General features: G+C 65.5%; 13 protein-coding genes. 4 read left to right on the top strand and 9 right to left on the bottom strand.

From position 1 onward, the window contains the following. The first annotated feature begins 31 nt into the window (after positions 1-31). On the top strand, positions 32-1,228 hold the full coding sequence (metK, locus tag ACQR0W_RS20790) for a methionine adenosyltransferase (RefSeq protein ID WP_315712890.1): 1,197 nt from the start codon (positions 32-34) through the stop codon (positions 1,226-1,228). Between the two features lie 121 nt (positions 1,229-1,349). Further along, positions 1,350-2,771, top strand: a complete 1,422-nt coding sequence (gene ahcY, locus ACQR0W_RS20785) for an adenosylhomocysteinase (RefSeq protein WP_315712889.1) — start codon at positions 1,350-1,352, stop codon at positions 2,769-2,771. 282 nt (positions 2,772-3,053) lie between these two features. Here the strand turns inward: ahcY and ACQR0W_RS20780 are convergent, their stop codons facing one another. From ACQR0W_RS20780 to ACQR0W_RS20760, 5 genes are all read right to left on the bottom strand, one after another. Continuing rightward, complete coding sequence (locus ACQR0W_RS20780) at positions 3,054-4,076, bottom strand: hypothetical protein (protein WP_315712887.1); 1,023 nt, start codon at positions 4,074-4,076, stop codon at positions 3,054-3,056. 485 nt (positions 4,077-4,561) lie between these two features. Then, positions 4,562-5,137, bottom strand: a complete 576-nt coding sequence (locus tag ACQR0W_RS20775; protein ID WP_316169708.1) for a cytochrome b/b6 domain-containing protein — start codon at positions 5,135-5,137, stop codon at positions 4,562-4,564. A gap of 47 nt (positions 5,138-5,184) precedes the next feature. Continuing rightward, a complete protein-coding gene (locus ACQR0W_RS20770) occupies positions 5,185-5,463 on the bottom strand; it encodes a PepSY domain-containing protein (RefSeq protein ID WP_315825101.1) in 279 nt (92 codons plus the stop codon). 205 nt (positions 5,464-5,668) lie between these two features. Continuing rightward, on the bottom strand, positions 5,669-8,020 hold the full coding sequence (locus ACQR0W_RS20765; RefSeq protein ID WP_434840828.1) for a TonB-dependent receptor: 2,352 nt from the start codon (positions 8,018-8,020) through the stop codon (positions 5,669-5,671). A gap of 326 nt (positions 8,021-8,346) precedes the next feature. Next, positions 8,347-8,727, bottom strand: coding sequence for a hypothetical protein (locus tag ACQR0W_RS20760; RefSeq protein WP_315825099.1), 381 nt, complete (start codon positions 8,725-8,727; stop codon positions 8,347-8,349). A gap of 466 nt (positions 8,728-9,193) precedes the next feature. Here ACQR0W_RS20760 and ACQR0W_RS20755 point away from each other — a divergent pair, with 466 nt between their 5' ends. Beyond that, complete coding sequence (locus ACQR0W_RS20755) at positions 9,194-9,685, top strand: AAA family ATPase (RefSeq protein ID WP_316169706.1); 492 nt, start codon at positions 9,194-9,196, stop codon at positions 9,683-9,685. Between the two features lie 112 nt (positions 9,686-9,797). On the opposite strand, the gene ACQR0W_RS20750 is transcribed toward ACQR0W_RS20755, so the two are convergent. Further along, complete coding sequence (locus ACQR0W_RS20750) at positions 9,798-10,052, bottom strand: hypothetical protein (protein WP_316169705.1); 255 nt, start codon at positions 10,050-10,052, stop codon at positions 9,798-9,800. 92 nt (positions 10,053-10,144) lie between these two features. Further along, positions 10,145-11,830 carry a methyl-accepting chemotaxis protein gene (locus ACQR0W_RS20745; RefSeq protein WP_316169704.1) on the bottom strand — a complete coding sequence of 562 codons (1,686 nt, stop codon included), beginning with the start codon at positions 11,828-11,830 and terminating at the stop codon, positions 10,145-10,147. A 470-nt stretch (positions 11,831-12,300) separates the two neighbouring features. Here ACQR0W_RS20745 and ACQR0W_RS20740 point away from each other — a divergent pair, with 470 nt between their 5' ends. Next, entirely contained in the window at positions 12,301-13,293 is a 993-nt protein-coding gene (locus ACQR0W_RS20740) for a helix-turn-helix transcriptional regulator (RefSeq protein ID WP_315753626.1), read from the top strand. 118 nt (positions 13,294-13,411) lie between these two features. On the opposite strand, the gene ACQR0W_RS20735 is transcribed toward ACQR0W_RS20740, so the two are convergent. Together ACQR0W_RS20735 and ACQR0W_RS20730 are read right to left on the bottom strand one after the other, a co-directional pair. Beyond that, complete coding sequence (locus tag ACQR0W_RS20735) at positions 13,412-14,143, bottom strand: alanyl-tRNA editing protein (RefSeq protein ID WP_316166162.1); 732 nt, start codon at positions 14,141-14,143, stop codon at positions 13,412-13,414. Between the two features lie 175 nt (positions 14,144-14,318). Next, complete coding sequence (locus ACQR0W_RS20730) at positions 14,319-15,044, bottom strand: hypothetical protein (RefSeq protein ID WP_315753612.1); 726 nt, start codon at positions 15,042-15,044, stop codon at positions 14,319-14,321. Positions 15,045-15,071 lie beyond the last annotated feature (27 nt).

Here is a 15,071-nt window from a genome sequence, read left to right as displayed (position 1 = left end):
CCGCCGTGGGCGGCGAAGAAGGGGTTGCTTGATGCGCGCGTCATATCTGTTCACCTCGGAGTCGGTGTCCGAAGGCCACCCGGACAAGGTCTGCGACCGTATTTCCGACGAGATCGTCGACCTGTTCTACCGTGAAGGGCCGAAGGCCGGCATCGACCCCTGGCAGATCCGCGCCGCCTGCGAGACGCTCGCCACCACCAACAAGGTCGTGATCGCCGGTGAGACCCGCGGCCCGGCTTCGGTCACCAACGAGCACATCGAGCACGTCGTCCGCGAGGCCATCAAGGACATCGGCTACGAGCAGGAAGGTTTTCACTGGAAGACCTGCGACATCGAGATCCTGCTGCATCCGCAGTCGGCCGACATCGCCCAGGGCGTCGACGCGCTGCAGCCCGGCGAAGTCAAGGAAGAGGGCGCCGGCGACCAGGGCATCATGTTCGGTTACGCGACCAATGAAACGCCGGATTTGATGCCGGCGCCGATCTTCTATGCCCACAAGATCCTGCGGCTGATCTCGGAAGCCCGCCACGCCGGTGTCGAGAAGGTGCTCGGTCCGGATTCCAAGAGCCAGGTCACCGTGCAGTATGAGAACGGCAAGCCGGTCGGCGTGCGCGAGATCGTGGTGTCGCACCAGCATCTGGTCGAGGACATGACTTCGGCGCAGGTCCGCGAGCGCGTCGAGCCCTATGTGCGCAAGGCGCTGCCGGAAGGCTGGATCACGCCGAAGACGATCTGGCACATCAACCCGACCGGCAAGTTCTACATCGGCGGTCCCGATGGCGACGCTGGTCTGACCGGCCGCAAGATCATCGTCGATACCTATGGCGGTGCTGCCCCGCATGGCGGCGGCGCGTTCTCCGGCAAGGATCCGACCAAGGTCGACCGCTCCGCCGCCTATGCCGCGCGCTACGTCGCAAAGAACATCGTCGCCGCCGGTCTCGCCGATCGCTGCACATTGCAGCTCGCCTATGCGATCGGCGTGGCGCGGCCGCTGTCGATCTATATCGACACCCACGGCACCGGCAAGGTGCCGGAGGAGGTGCTCGAGAAGGCGGCCGCTCAGGCGATGGACCTGACGCCGCGCGGCATTCGCACCCACCTCGACCTCAATCGCCCGATCTATGCGCGCACCTCGTCCTACGGCCATTTCGGCCGTACGCCGGACAATGAGGGCGGCTTCTCCTGGGAGAAGACCGACCTCGTCGAGGCGCTCAAGCGTGCGGTGTAGCTCTTAGTGCCGTCATTCCGGGGCCGCGCGACAGCGCTGAACCCGGAATCTCGAAGTGATGGATTCCGGGTTCGCGCTGACGCGCGCCCGGAATGACGCCTTTTACAGACAGGAACCCCACATGACCGCCAAGCCAGGTTTCAACGACTACATCGTCAAGGACATTTCGCTCGCCGAGTTCGGACGCAAGGAGATCTCGCTCGCTGAGACCGAGATGCCCGGCCTGATGGCGACGCGCGAGGAGTACGGCCCGAAGCAGCCGCTGAAGGGCGCGCGCATCGCGGGCTCGCTGCACATGACCATCCAGACCGCGGTGCTGATCGAGACGCTGAAGGCGCTCGGCGCCGACATCCGCTGGGTCTCCTGCAACATCTATTCGACCCAGGACCACGCGGCCGCCGCGATCGCCGCCGCCGGCATTCCGGTGTTCGCCGTCAAGGGCGAGACGCTGGTCGACTATTGGGACTACACCGCAAAACTGTTCGACTGGCACGGCGGCGGCCATCCCAACATGATCCTCGATGACGGCGGCGACGCCACCATGTATGTCCATCTCGGCCTGCGCGCGGAGAACGGCGACACCGCGTTCCTCGACAAGCCGGCGTCCGAGGAAGAGGAGGTGTTCTTCGCGCTGCTGAAGAAGCAGCTCAAGGAGAAGCCGAAGGGCTACTTCGCCGAAATCGCCAAGTCGATCAAGGGCGTCTCGGAAGAGACCACCACGGGCGTGCACCGCCTGTACGACATGCAGAAGGCCGGCACGCTGCTGTGGCCCGCGATCAACGTCAACGACAGCGTCACCAAGTCGAAGTTCGACAACCTCTATGGCTGTCGTGAGTCGCTGGTCGACGGCATCCGCCGCGGCACCGACGTGATGATGTCGGGCAAGGTCGCGATGGTCGCCGGCTTCGGCGACGTCGGCAAGGGCTCGGCCGCCTCGCTGCGCCAGGCCGGCTGCCGCGTCATGGTGTCCGAGATCGACCCGATCTGCGCGCTGCAGGCGGCAATGGAGGGCTATGAGGTGGTGACGATGGAGGACGCCGCGCCGCGCGCCGACATCTTCGTGACCGCCACCGGCAACAAGGACATCATCACCATCGAGCACATGCGCGCGATGAAGGATCGCGCCATCGTCTGCAACATCGGCCACTTCGACAACGAGATCCAGGTCGCCTCGCTGAAGAACCTGAAGTGGACCAACATCAAGCCGCAGGTCGACGAGATCACCTTCCCTGACGGCAAGCGCATGATCCTGCTGTCCGAAGGCCGCCTCGTGAACCTCGGCAATGCGATGGGCCACCCGTCCTTCGTGATGTCGGCGTCCTTCACCAACCAGACCTTGGCCCAGATCGAGCTCTACGCCAACAACAAGGACGGCAAGTACAAGAAGGAAGTCTACGTGCTGCCGAAGTCGCTGGACGAGAAGGTGGCGATGCTGCATCTCGCCAAGATCGGCGTGAATCTCACCAAGCTGCGCCCCGACCAGGCCTCCTACATCGGCGTCAAGCCGGAAGGCCCGTTCAAGTCGGACCACTACCGCTACTGATATCCGGCGCACCGCGCGGCTGACATGGCGAAGGCCGGGGCATTGCCCCGGCCTTTTGCTTGCTTCGGCGTAGTTGTGAGTTGAATCTGCGCCTGCCTCCGATCGGCATTGCGAGCCACCTTGTCCCCGCAGGTGCGCGGCCCGATGACAAGCTCCGCGAAGCAATCCAGAGTCGTGGACGGGACTCTGGATTGCTTCGTCGCTTTGCTCCTCGCAATGACGGAGATCGCGGCGCGCTCTATGAAATCAGCGGAACGCCGCGACCTGCGGTGAACGTGACAATCAGCTCGTTCGCCGCGAGGCCAGCGCCGACGCGCGGATCGCCTTCGTACGCTTCGCCGCATGATGCTCAGGCCGTGCCGCGATCCGCTTGTGCTTCTTCGTCTCCGCCGCTGCCACCTTCACGGCCGGCGCGCGATGCTTGGCATATTCCTCGCCGTCGACCGGGCCGACATGCGGCGGGTCGTGATCGAGATAGGGCCGGCCGATGCCGAACGTCTTGCCGTTGGCATCGACCCATTTCCACAGCGCCTCGGTCGCCACCCAGCGCTGTGCGCGCGTCGCGCCGTTGACGCTGACGATGTCGGCCGCGAGTCCGTGGCCGTAGCCGCCGCGCAGGCTGCCGCCGTGATAGGAGCGGTTGCTGGCGGCCTTCAGGCCGCTCGCGATCTCCTGCCGGTAGTCGTCGCGGAAGCCGCTGGTGATGCCGGGCGCGAGCCCTGCGGCCTCGGCGGCATGCAAAGTGTGAAACAGCTTCAGCTTGAAGCCGCGGTCCATGCCGCCGATCACATACTCCATCATGCTGCGGCCGATGCGCTCGGCCGCCTTCGGATCCTTCCAGGTGAAGTCGTTGTCGACGAGCTTGGTGAAGCTGCGCGTCACCTTCACCATGCGTCCCTTGCGCTTGACCGTGACGACGCGGCGCTCGGTCTCGCGGATCTTGTCGAGCTTCGGTGCGCGCTCGTACAGCGCCCACAGATAGCGGTCGATGCAGGCATCGATGTCGGGGCACTCGTCGAGGATCTCGATGCGGTCGGCGCTCGCGACGGTGGGCCGGGGCGGTTCGGTCGCCGCGCCGGGCGCGGCCTGTTCGTCCGCCGGCAGGACAGCCGATGGAGTGATCGACGCGGTCGTCAGCGCAGTCTCGGCTGCGGTCGGCTGCGGCGACGTCGCGATCGGCTCCGCGGCGACGGGCGGCGTCGCTGCCTCGATCTCGGCGGCGGCCGCGGGCCATGCCGCTGCACAAGCTACCAGGACAACGGACCGACACAACGCACGCGCCAAAAGCTGCTGCGAGCTCATCATCCGGCCTCCCCAAAATCCGAGCCCCTGCTGGTGAGGGGCGGTCAGGCATCCGATACCTGCGATTGTTCGGCGCAAGACGGCCCGGCGCAATAACGCATCTCCGCGCCCGCGCAGCTTTTGCGAGAACTGTGGCCTGCGTGCAACGATCGTGAGTTCCGTGTGTGGCGCGACTCGCAGCGAACGATCGTTCAGCGATGACAGGTGGCGGAGACCGCAGGGCCTTCGGCCGACGCTCGGTTGCCAACGCCAGCCGCGCCGCGTACTCTCTTGGAACTCGTTCGTGGAGCTGGCTACATGAGCACCATCGAGATCATCGTCGGTGGCACGAGGTTGATCCGGGACTACGCGCCCGAGGATTCGATCTGGTCGCTGCCCGAGGAAAAGCGCGAACGCAAGGCGCTGGCCGATGCGCAGTGCGATCTCGCCGTGTGGGGGCCGACCGTCTGGCACAGAGGCCCTACGCCGTGCGCGGCTGAGCCGCCCGGTCAGCGCGAGCCGCGCCGCAGCAGCTTGCGCCCCGTCAGCATGGCGCGGGCGAGATTCTCGCGCTGCAGGCGGCTCACCAGCACGACGCCGGCGACATGCAGCACCACCAGCGGGATCAGGAGATATGACGTCACCTCATGGGTGTCCTCGACCCACCAGATGCCGAAGAAGCGCACGGTCACCTGCATCGCGCCGGTCATCGCGGAGACGATGAGCAGAAGCAGCAGTGCGAGTTGCATCGCCGTGCCCGCGGGATTCAGCCCGAGATAGCGCCCGGTCTTGCCGCGCCGCAGATTCCACAGGTAGGCCGGCGTCGCGCGCAGCCGGGGCTTGAGACTGCGGAAGCGCGAATGGCGCGTACCCATGATGCCCCAGATCAGGCGAAAGGCGAGCAAGCCGAGGATCGCGTAGCCCGCGATCCGGTGCAGGCCGTCATGGACGTTCGGCGTCACCCAGGCGATGAGCACCAGCACGGCCAGCATCCAGTGCCACAGCCGCAGCGGCAGGTCCCAGACCTGCACGGTCTCGGCGGCGTCCTGGCGTTTCAGGCTGGCTCGGGAGGCTGTGCCGTGCATGGCTCTCACGTCACGTCGTCCAGCACGCTGGGCGACGCTTGCGCCAACTACTTGGCGATCGTGTGCTTCAGGCTGAGATCCTCCGGGCTGTAGAACAGCTCATGGAGCTTGCCGCCCTTGACGCCGTAGACCTCGTAGCAGGAGCCTTCGATCTTCGAGCGGCGCACCTCGTAGCCCGCTTCCTTGGCCTTGGCTTCCGCCTCGGCGGCCGGCTTCCACTGGGCCTTGTCGAGCTTGGTGCAGTCCTTGTAGCCGTCGGCCAGAGCCGGCGAGATGGCGAAGCCGGCGAGTGCGGCACCGAGCACGGCCGCGATGGTCAGTCTCATCAATCCCTCCAATGAGCAAATTCAAATACGATGCATCGTGGGATCAGTGGAGACGGCAACCGCCCCGATGTGTCAACGGAGCGGCGGCTGGAATCGCTCTTAGAGCTTTTCCAAGTTCGTGAGATCCGCGATTTCGGCCGAGAAACGCAGACGGCGTGATGCGCGACGTTACGTCTCGCTCGTGCCGCTCGTCGCGACGCCGGCGTCAGAATTCCAGGTTCGCACCCAGATAGAACGAACGTCCGGGGCCGGGAACGGCGGTGCCCCACATCGTCGCGGTGCCCGATACGCCGCCGCCGGTGGCAGCGACGGTGCCGGCCTCCTTGTTGAACGACATCGATGCGCCCTCGCCGATATAGGCGCCGCCGAGCGGCAGGTAGTAGAGCTTGTTGAACAGGTTCTCGACGCCGAAGCTGATGCGCAGCCTCTGCCAGGTGTAGTTGCTGCGCAGGTTCACCAGGCTGTAGCCCGGGGTCTTGAGCTCGTTGCGGGCGACGGAGACGTCGGACTTGCGGCCCACCATCACCAGCTCGAGGCCGCTGTCCCAGCCGTCGAGCCGGTGCGTGAGCGTCAGCTTGCCGTTGATCGGCATGATGTTGTAGAGGCCGCTCCCGGTGTCGAGGTTCCTGCCGTTGGTGTAGCTCAGGACTCCCTTCAGGCCGAACTCGCCGATCGACGTCGTGCCCAGCGGCACTTTGCCGGACAGATCGAACCCGTACAGCCGCGCCTGCTGGTTCATGTATTTCATGATTACGAACTGGTTGGCGACGGCAGGCACGGCGGCGGTGTTGGTGGCGGCCTTCCACTGCACCGCATCGATGTAGTCGCGCACATGGGTGTAGTAGGGGGTGAGCCGGATCTCGGCCTCATGGTCGGCGCTGTGCCAGGCGCCGGTGAAGCTCACGGTATGGGCGACCTCGGGTCTCAGATTGGGGTTTCCGAGATAGCCGTTGCCGTCGCCGACGAAGTTGTTCATCTCCAGCGCCATGGTGTTGCGCGACCAGGAATAACGCTCGTAGAGATTCGGCGACCGGGTCTTCTGCATCGCGCCGAACTCGAAGGTGAGATGGGCGCTCGGCGTGTTTCGAAACAGCGCCGTCAGGTCGACATTGTTGTCCTTTCGCGAGCGATCCATGGCGTTGAACGCCGCGCGGGAGCCGACCGAGCTCGTCTCGTACATGCCGGACATGAATCCCGATGTCAGCGGCGTGGTGCTGGTGTTGTAGCCGACGACCGGTCCGGTGTCGGTCTCGACGCGTTCGAACCGCACGCCCAGCAGCGACAGCCAGGACGGGCTCCACTTCGCCTCCCACTCGCTGAACACGCCGGCTCGGTCGCGCTTGCCGCCGTTGATGTTCCAGAACGTCAGCGGCGCCATGCCGCCGATGCAGTTGCCGACGCCGCAATCGGGGGCCGGCGGCCACCAGTCGTCGAGACGGTAGGTCTGCAGGTCGACGCCGACGCGGACCACGTCGCGGGGCGACGGCGTGATGTCGGCCTTGGAGGTCAGGCCGTTGGTCTTGGTGCGCGTATACATCGGCATGCCGTTGACCGGATAGCGCGGACCCGTCGTGTTCGGCGGGCTGAGTGTGCCATACGAGAACAGCCGATCACCGCCGAAGTCCATGTAGTGATCGACGGACTGGTGGTAGAGGCGGGTGTCCAGATCGCCCCAGTCGAACCGGCCGAGATGGTGCAGGTTGAAGCTGTAGGCATCGTTGCCCAGCATGTCCATGCGCTGGTTCGGGTAGAGCTGATAGGGGACCTCCTGCACTCCCGCCTTCAGCTCGATGAGCTGGCCGTCCTTGTTCCAGGCGATGCCCATCAGATGATTCCTGGTCTCGTAGGCGGACGAGCCGACCTGATCGAGGGGAAGCACCGGCGTGATCGCACTCCTCAGGGTGAAGTTCTTGAAGTTGCCGCCGGCCGTATAGTTGTCGGCCTTGACCGCAGCGCCGCTGTAGCTGACGCTGTAGTTCTCGGTGGCCATGGTGGCCGACAGGTTGACGCCGCGCACGTTGCCGTTGCTGCGGTAGAACGTGCCGATGCTGCCTTTGGTCAGCAGGCTCTGCCCCGGCGCCGCGAACAGGGCCGCCGGCGAGCTGACGGCGACGGTGCCGCCGATCGAGTCGCCGCCGACGCTCACGGGCGTGATGCCCGCCCAGACCTTGGCCGCGGCGACCTGGGCCGGATCGATATAGGACAGCGCCGGGTTCATGTGATTGGGACACGAGGCGATGGTGTCCATGCCGTCGACCTTGATGCGCAGGCGGTCGTCGGCGAGGCCATGGATCGCCGGCAGGCTGGAGACCCCTCCGGCCGAATAGAGGCTGACTCCGGGGACATCGGCAAACAGCGCAGCCGTGTCGTTCGTGGTGGCCCGCTTCGCCAGGATGTCATCCGGTGCAACCGAAGTGGCGCCGGGAGGCGCGCCGACGCCGTCGGATGAGGCCGCCTGCGGCGGTGGCGCGCTGGCCGGATTGGTCGCCGCATGTGCGCCCCTGCGGCGGGCTGCCGTTCGGGCGGCCGGCCGGGGCTTCGGGACAGCGACCGTCACCTGCGGCAGCGTGGCGGCGGAGCGAGCCTGCGATGGGCCCTGCGCGAGCACGGGACTCGAAAGGGCGAATGCCAGCAGCGCCGGCGATGTGAGCACGGTGGTTGAGCGGAGCAACCGCCGCCGGACGGGTGTCGAACAATGGTCCATGAGGGGATCTCGGAATAGGAATGGGAGAGGCGCCCGGCTGCGAGCGCGCCGTGGCCTCGTGAACATGTCGCGACGAGGCGGCTCCGGGCACGGCTGCGGCGACCGCCGGACGGCAGCCCACAGCGCGCGCGGACGAGACCGGCCGCATCGTGACGGGATGAGATGTCTGGAGTATCGGCCTAGAGGGCCGCCGGTGGTCCGCGAGCGACCGGCAGTTCGAGCGCAGGCCGAGGCGCCGCAACGAGGTCTGTCCGCTCGATCAGGATCGCCACGACCACCGGCATCGGCCGCGCCACGGCGGGGACGTGCGGGACAGTGACGCCGCGCCCGAGCGCACAGAACGGACAACTCGCGCATTGCTTGGCCGCAGTGCCGATGTCGTCCGACGTCGGACCGTCGACGGAGCTCTGACAGATGATGGCGACGGCATCGGGAGCAGCAACCGCAGCGCTCATCGCGGAGAGCGCCAGCGCGGACTGGAAGATCAGGGCCCATGCCGCAAACCAGACGAGAGCGCCGCCGAGCCGCGACAGCGCTGCGCGCCGCCGTGCTGAGCGCATGCGCGCCTCACGTCGTCCTGATGCGATGCCTTGTAGTTGACGCCCTTGACGAGCCACCGACTGACGCCCCCGTCCCTCGCAACTACCTACAGGAGCGGACATCCGGTTGGCAATGGACGACACGCGGCCGGCTCGACTCCCGTCGCAGTGGATCAATTCGGCCACAGTGAAGTGAGTTCAACTCATTCGCGAGCGGCCGGCCCGACTGAAATGCGCGCGGGCCATTCTTGCGAGTCGAACTCAATCGCGGTGCGGTCTCGCGACGGATGACGGCCGGGCCTGGACGCCGTCAGCGACATCTGTCAAATATATCCTCATGACCTTCCGCATTCGCATCGCAGGCGCTGCCGTCAGCAGCCGAATTACCGACCCGGCCTGATCCGTCGGGCCGGGCGCTTCCGCCTGCGAGAATTGCCTGTGAATGCTCTTGGCGCCCGAAGCGGCGCCGTATGCGAGGTCTGTATCCGTGTCTCCCAACCAACCGACGCTGCACCTCGTGTGCGGCAAGATCGCTGCCGGCAAATCGACGCTCACCGCGGAGCTCGGCCATCGCCCGGCCACCGTCGTGGTCGCCGAGGACGACTGGCTGTCGCGGCTCTATCCTGGCGAGCAGAGCAGCCTGGCGGACTACGTGCGCAATTCGTCACGGCTGCGCAGCGTGATGGGGCCGCACGTCGTCGCGCTGTTGCGGGCCGGCGTTTCGGTCGTGCTCGACTTCCCCGCCAACACGCCGGCGAGCCGCGCTTGGATGCGCGGTCTGTTCGAAGCCGCCGGCGTGCCGCACCAGTTGCACCATCTCGACGTGCCCGACGAGGTCTGCAAGGCGCGGCTGCGCGCGCGCAACGCAGAAGGCCGCCACGCCTTCACCGTGACCGACGAGGAGTTCGACCTGTTCACTTCCTACTTCGTGGCGCCGACCCCGGAGGAAGGATTCGACGTGATCGTGCATCGGCCGTGACCTTGCGGAGGCGACCGGGACTGCTGTCGTCCCGCTGGCTTGTTGGCGGCAATCCTGGCGGTGCGCGTCGCCGCGCAACCGTCAGCCGTGCCGCGGCGATCACCGCCTGGTCTCAGAAGATTGCGTCCAGCGCGCTTTCGGCAGCGGAGATGAGCTCGCGCACCTTTGCGCTCTCAGACAGTAGCGCGGCGAATGACGGGTCCGCGCCGATGTGCTGATCCAACTCATCCAAGGCGTTGCGCCACTGCTGCAACTCTTGCTGGAGGCGTTCGGTGTGGGGACGCAGGAGTGCCCGACAAGCCGCCACGGCGTGCTGTTCGACGAATCGCGAGGAATCGGGAGCAGGAAAATGAATGATGTCGGCCACGGTCTTCTCGTCAGCGCCTTCTTGTGAACGCCCCCATTCGATCGCTTATGGGGCGGCGGCCCGCCGGGCTCCGCCGCCCTGGTCGCGCGCAGCTAAGCCGCGGTCCGGGCGGCCAAGGCCTGAGCTTCGGCTGCGGCGCGGGCCATGCTGGACGACATCTCGTTCGTCACCGTGCTCTGCTCTTCTACCGCCGCCGCCGTCGAGGTGACGTATTCGCTGACGCTGTTGATCGCCTGCTTGATCGAGTTGAGCGCCGTCACGACGTCGCCCGAGATGCCGTTGAGGTTCTCGATTTCCTGGGCGATCTTGTCGGTGGCCTGCTTGGCCTGGTTGGCGAGGTTCTTGACCTCGGCGGCGACGACCGCAAAGCCACGCCCGGCTTCGCCGGCGCGGGCGGATTCGATGGTGGCGTTGAGCGCGAGCAGGTTGATCTGCCCGGTGATGTTGTTGATCATCTCGACGATGCCGCTCATCGCCTGCGTGGCTTCGGACAGCCGCTGCGCCTGGCCGTCGGCGGATGCTACCTGACCGACGGCGCCCATCGCCGTCTCGCGGGACTTGGTCATGGCTTCGGAAATCTCCCGCACAGACGCGTTCAACTCCTCGGAGCCTGCTGCGACGGATTCCATCATCGCACGGACGCGCTCGTTGCCTATGCGCACCAGCACCTGCCTGGTGACGTCGGTCGCATACTTCACGACCTTGAACGGCTTGCCGTTGAGATCGAGGATCGGATTGTACGAGGCCTGGATGTAGACCTCCTTGCCGCCCTTGCCGATGCGTTTGTATTCCGCCGCCTGATACTGCCCCCGGTTCAGGTCGGCCCAAAACTCGCGATATGCGGCACCATCGCGCTCCGAAGGCTCCACGAACATGCTATGATGTTTGCCTTTGACCTCGGCCAGGGTGTAGCCGAGCACATGCAGGAAATTGTCGTTCGCGGTGATGATCGTGCCGTCCATGTTGAACTCGATCACAGCCTGCGACTTGCCGATCGCATCGATCTGGCCGGCCAGATCCGCGTTCCTGAGCTTCTGCGCGGTGACGTCGGTCGCGAACTTGACCACGCCGAACGGCTTGCCGGCGGTATCGAGCATGGGATTGTAGGTGGCGAGAATCCAGACCTCCTTGCCTCCCTTGCCGATGCGCTTGTATTCGCCGCCTTGATATTCGCCGCGATTGAGGGCCGTCCAGAACTCGCGATACGCCGCGCTGTCGCGCTGTGACGGCTCGACGAACATGCTGTGATGCCGGCCCTGGATCTCGTCGAGCCGATAACCCAGAACGTCGCAAAAGTTCTGGTTCGCCGTCACGACCGTTCCGTCCAGCTTGAACTCGATCACGGCCTGGGCGCGATCGATGGCAGCGATCTTGGAGCCGTCCGCCATGCTGCGCAGCTTTTTCGCGGTAATGTCGGTCGCGAACTTCACCACCTTCACCGGTCGGCGGTTGCCGTCGAGAACCGGATTGTAGGACGCCTCGATCCAGACCTCGCCGCCGCCTTTGGTGATCCGCTTGAATTCTGCGGCCTGGAATTCGCCGCGGTTGAGAGCCGCCCAGAATTCGCGATAGGCCGCGCTGTCCCGCTCGGCCGGCGCCACGAACATGCTGTGATGCTTGCCCTGGATCTCATCCAGCCGGTATCCGAACGTATCGAGGAAGTTCTTGTTTGCCGTGATGATCGTGCCGTCCATGTTGAACTCGATCACGGCCTGCGAGCGGCTGATCGCGTCGAGCATGGCCTGTGCGTCACCCTTGGCGTGTCTGCGGCCGAACATTCTCTTTCCTCTCTAGGTCTGCTCTGCCGGGGTTTCGGCACATGCACGTCTGTCGATTTCCAGGACCTTGGTTCGCTGGGGCCAAACGCCGCCGCGAGGCCCGACTCTGGTCCAGAGTGAGCGGATCGTAGTTGAATCGAATTATCCAAGTATTTGTCCGATCCCCGACAGATCGGCCGTATGCTGCCGCTCCGATGACCCCGATACCCATCGCATTTGGCCGCTTGGTACGCCGTTGTTCCGAGCGAGCCATTGGACGACCCGGCGCAGACCACGGCCAGCCCCGCGAGGCAGCATTCTGTCCGTAACAATACGGGGTGTTCGGTTATCACCGCGAAAATCGTACGCCCCCTCGCGCCGGGACGTTGTCCGAACTGTGGAACTGAACGAAATTCGTGCTTGCCACGTGTCCTAACGCACGGCCTTGTGCTCACGCGCCTGACGATTGCACGAGGGTTGACCAGGTGGTGATGCCGATCGGGCGGAGGAGCTGTTTGGGTCAAATCTCATATCTCGATCGATATCCGCTGTTTCGCTCGCGTGATCGCGAGTTCGCGCGCGATCGCTTGTTCAGCATCTACGCCGTCGATCGTTTCGACAGCTCCGACTCCAGCTTCGGCATCGAGGCCAATCTTGCGCGGCTCAGCACCGCGGGGCTGGCGTTCTGCTCATATGCGGGCGCGGCGTCGGTGTCGTTTCCGGAATCGACGATCTACAGACAGTTCTTCTCGATCCAGGGCACTGCCGGATACAGGACTGCGCGAGGCCACCAGGCGATCGTCGCCTGGAGTCCCCTGATATCCGGGGATTCAAGACTGGATCTCGAATTTCCTGCCGGCTACTGCCAACTGGTGGTCAGGGTCGAAAGCGCGCCTTTGCACCAGCTGTTGAGAGCCATGCTCGGCGATGACAGAGATACGAATCTGACCTTTGACGAAGGCCCAACCGATCCTGCTGTCATGGCTCTCGTCCGCCAGGACGTTTTCAGGCTTGCCGGTGAGTTGCAGATGTTCGGAGCGGACTACTCGCCGATAGCCATCGCAGAGCTCGAGCGGAGCTTGATGATCCGGCTCCTGCTTGCAAATCGGCACAGCTTTAGCAGCCGCCTGCTGAATGCGCCCCAGCGAGTCAACCGTATGGTTGTCGATACCGTCGAGTCCTATATCGAGGCACATTGGGACGAGCCTCTGGACCTCGAGAAGATTGCCGCGATCGCGGGGGTCAGCGTCCGGTCGATTTTCCGCGAGTTCTCGGAGTCGGGACGCGGATCACCCGGCCAGTTTGCCAAGCGCGTCCGACTTCAGCGGGCATCCGAACTTCTGCGACGGCCCGATGCCAACACAAGCGTCGTGTCGGTCGCCTTCAAATGCGGCTTTGGCAATCTGGGCCGCTTTGCCAGCGAGTACCGTCAGATGATGGGTGAGTTGCCCTCGGAGACGTTGCGGAACGCAAGGAAGACGTGAGCTTCCATGGGATCACGGACGCGCCTGCGTTACAATCGTATCGGACGTCGAGCGATGATATACGCGTTTGACAATGTGCATTGCGACGCCGGCCGTTTCATCGCGAGCCGCGCGATTCTCAAGCCGTGACGAATCCGATCCTCAACCGCCGGTTCTGCCGGCCCTTGTTGTCGACCTTGAGAATGCGGATCCGCCGCGCCTGCGCCGTCGAGACCAGGTGCGTGCCGCCGCAGGCCTGGCGGTCGAGGCCGTCGATGTCGACGATGCGGATCAGGCCGTCGGCCTGGCGCGGCGGGGCGACCGATTTGGCGCGAAACAGGCCCGCGGTCGCCTGCGCGTCGTCATAGGGCATGTCGAAGGCACGCACCGGACGATCGTCCGAAATCGCGGCATTCACCGCATCCTCCACCGCGCGCAGTTGCCCCGGCGCCACCTTGGGCAGATCGAAATCGACGCTGAACTCGTCGGTCTCGGTCATGCGGACGCCGGTCAGCAGCGCGCCGTCGAACAGGGTGTAGACGGCGCTGTTGACGAGATGCGCCACCGTGTGCTGCTCGCTCATGCGCTGCCGGAACGCCGGATCGACGCGCAGCTCGATCGCCCCGTCGGGGATGGCGTCATCACCGATCAGGTGCCAGATGCCGTCGGCGGTCGGCTCGAACCCGGTGACGACGCGGACGATCCCGTTCCACGCGATCGTGCCGCGGTCCGGCAACTGGCCGCCGCCGCCGGGATAGAACGGCGAGCGCGCCACCAGCACCGCGCCGGGGCGCGCGTCGAGCGCGGTGATGTCGAGCTCCAGCACGTCGGGACGATCGACAGCGAAAGGGCGGGGCAGGAAGTCGGTCATGCAGAACGGCTCGCAATCGCATCGCCCGGATGAGCGGAGCGACGTCCGGGTTCATCGAGACGGCGCGTGAGGCCCCGCATATCGCTGCGCTCATGCGGGCCACGAAGCTACGACGATACGCAGCATCGCCGCGCTGCGCAAATGGCCGTTCCTGTCTCGGCCGCAGCGCCGGGTCTCAACGGCATGCGGCCACCGTGAACCACGCCATGCGAAACGCGCCATCGCCCAGGCGCAGGCACACGGTGTCGCCCGGCTGCAACCTTTCGTACAGCGCCTGCGCAACATGGGCATCGGTGGCTCGCGCGAACGGGCCCCACGGCTCGAGCGTCACCTGATGCGTGGCGAGCCGGCTGTGGCCGAGATGCTTGGCGAGCACGCGGCTGCGCAGCAGCGCCGGCGCCGAGTGGTCGAGCGCGGTGTTGAACTGGCCAAGCGTCCCGAACGCATAGGCAGCGACGAAGAGAGCGGCGAGCAGCAGCCGCCAGCCGCGGCGGCGGAGCTGGGTTTCGAACCGCGCGGCGACGATGAGGAAAATGATCGCGACCGCGGTCGCGAAGGCTGTCAGCGGCAGCCAGTCGACGAGATTGATGTCCGACAGCGTGCGCGCGGCAAGCGTGCCGGCCGCCACGATGCAACCGGTGCCGAGATTGGCGCCGTAGCCGGAGCCGAGGCCGATGCGGAACCGCCCGGGAAAGCGCAAGGTGAGGATGAGCGCCACCAGCGGGATGACGGTGACGACCGCGATCAGCTGGCCGGCCGGAAAGCTCGGGAAGAGCGACCAGGCTGCGAGCCCGATTGCGAACAGCGAAAAGCCCAGGGCGATGCGCTGCGACGGCGCACCACTGCCGTCCCGGCTGTCGCTGTCGCCGGGCCTGTCGTCGCGCGGGTGGGGAGCGTTCATCACCAGATCCGTATCGAGGGTGTTTCC

Source organism: Bradyrhizobium sp. HKCCYLRH1034, assembly GCF_051168375.1.
GTDB lineage: Bacteria > Pseudomonadota > Alphaproteobacteria > Rhizobiales > Xanthobacteraceae > Bradyrhizobium.
This window is presented reverse-complemented; position numbering and strand designations above follow the sequence as displayed.

What these genes read in the sequence shown, in the direction of transcription:
- metK (WP_315712890.1), top strand. Translation starts at nt 32, where the DNA reads ATGCGCGCGTCATATCTGTTCACCTCGGAGTCGGTGTCCGAAGGCCAC.
- ahcY (WP_315712889.1), top strand. Translation starts at nt 1,350, where the DNA reads ATGACCGCCAAGCCAGGTTTCAACGACTACATCGTCAAGGACATTTCG.
- ACQR0W_RS20780 (WP_315712887.1), bottom strand. Translation starts at nt 4,076, where the DNA reads ATGATGAGCTCGCAGCAGCTTTTGGCGCGTGCGTTGTGTCGGTCCGTT.
- ACQR0W_RS20775 (WP_316169708.1), bottom strand. Translation starts at nt 5,137, where the DNA reads ATGCACGGCACAGCCTCCCGAGCCAGCCTGAAACGCCAGGACGCCGCC.
- ACQR0W_RS20770 (WP_315825101.1), bottom strand. Translation starts at nt 5,463, where the DNA reads ATGAGACTGACCATCGCGGCCGTGCTCGGTGCCGCACTCGCCGGCTTC.
- ACQR0W_RS20760 (WP_315825099.1), bottom strand. Translation starts at nt 8,727, where the DNA reads ATGCGCTCAGCACGGCGGCGCGCAGCGCTGTCGCGGCTCGGCGGCGCT.
- ACQR0W_RS20745 (WP_316169704.1), bottom strand. Translation starts at nt 11,830, where the DNA reads ATGTTCGGCCGCAGACACGCCAAGGGTGACGCACAGGCCATGCTCGAC.
- ACQR0W_RS20740 (WP_315753626.1), top strand. Translation starts at nt 12,301, where the DNA reads ATGCCGATCGGGCGGAGGAGCTGTTTGGGTCAAATCTCATATCTCGAT.
- ACQR0W_RS20735 (WP_316166162.1), bottom strand. Translation starts at nt 14,143, where the DNA reads ATGACCGACTTCCTGCCCCGCCCTTTCGCTGTCGATCGTCCCGACGTG.
- ACQR0W_RS20730 (WP_315753612.1), bottom strand. Translation starts at nt 15,044, where the DNA reads ATGAACGCTCCCCACCCGCGCGACGACAGGCCCGGCGACAGCGACAGC.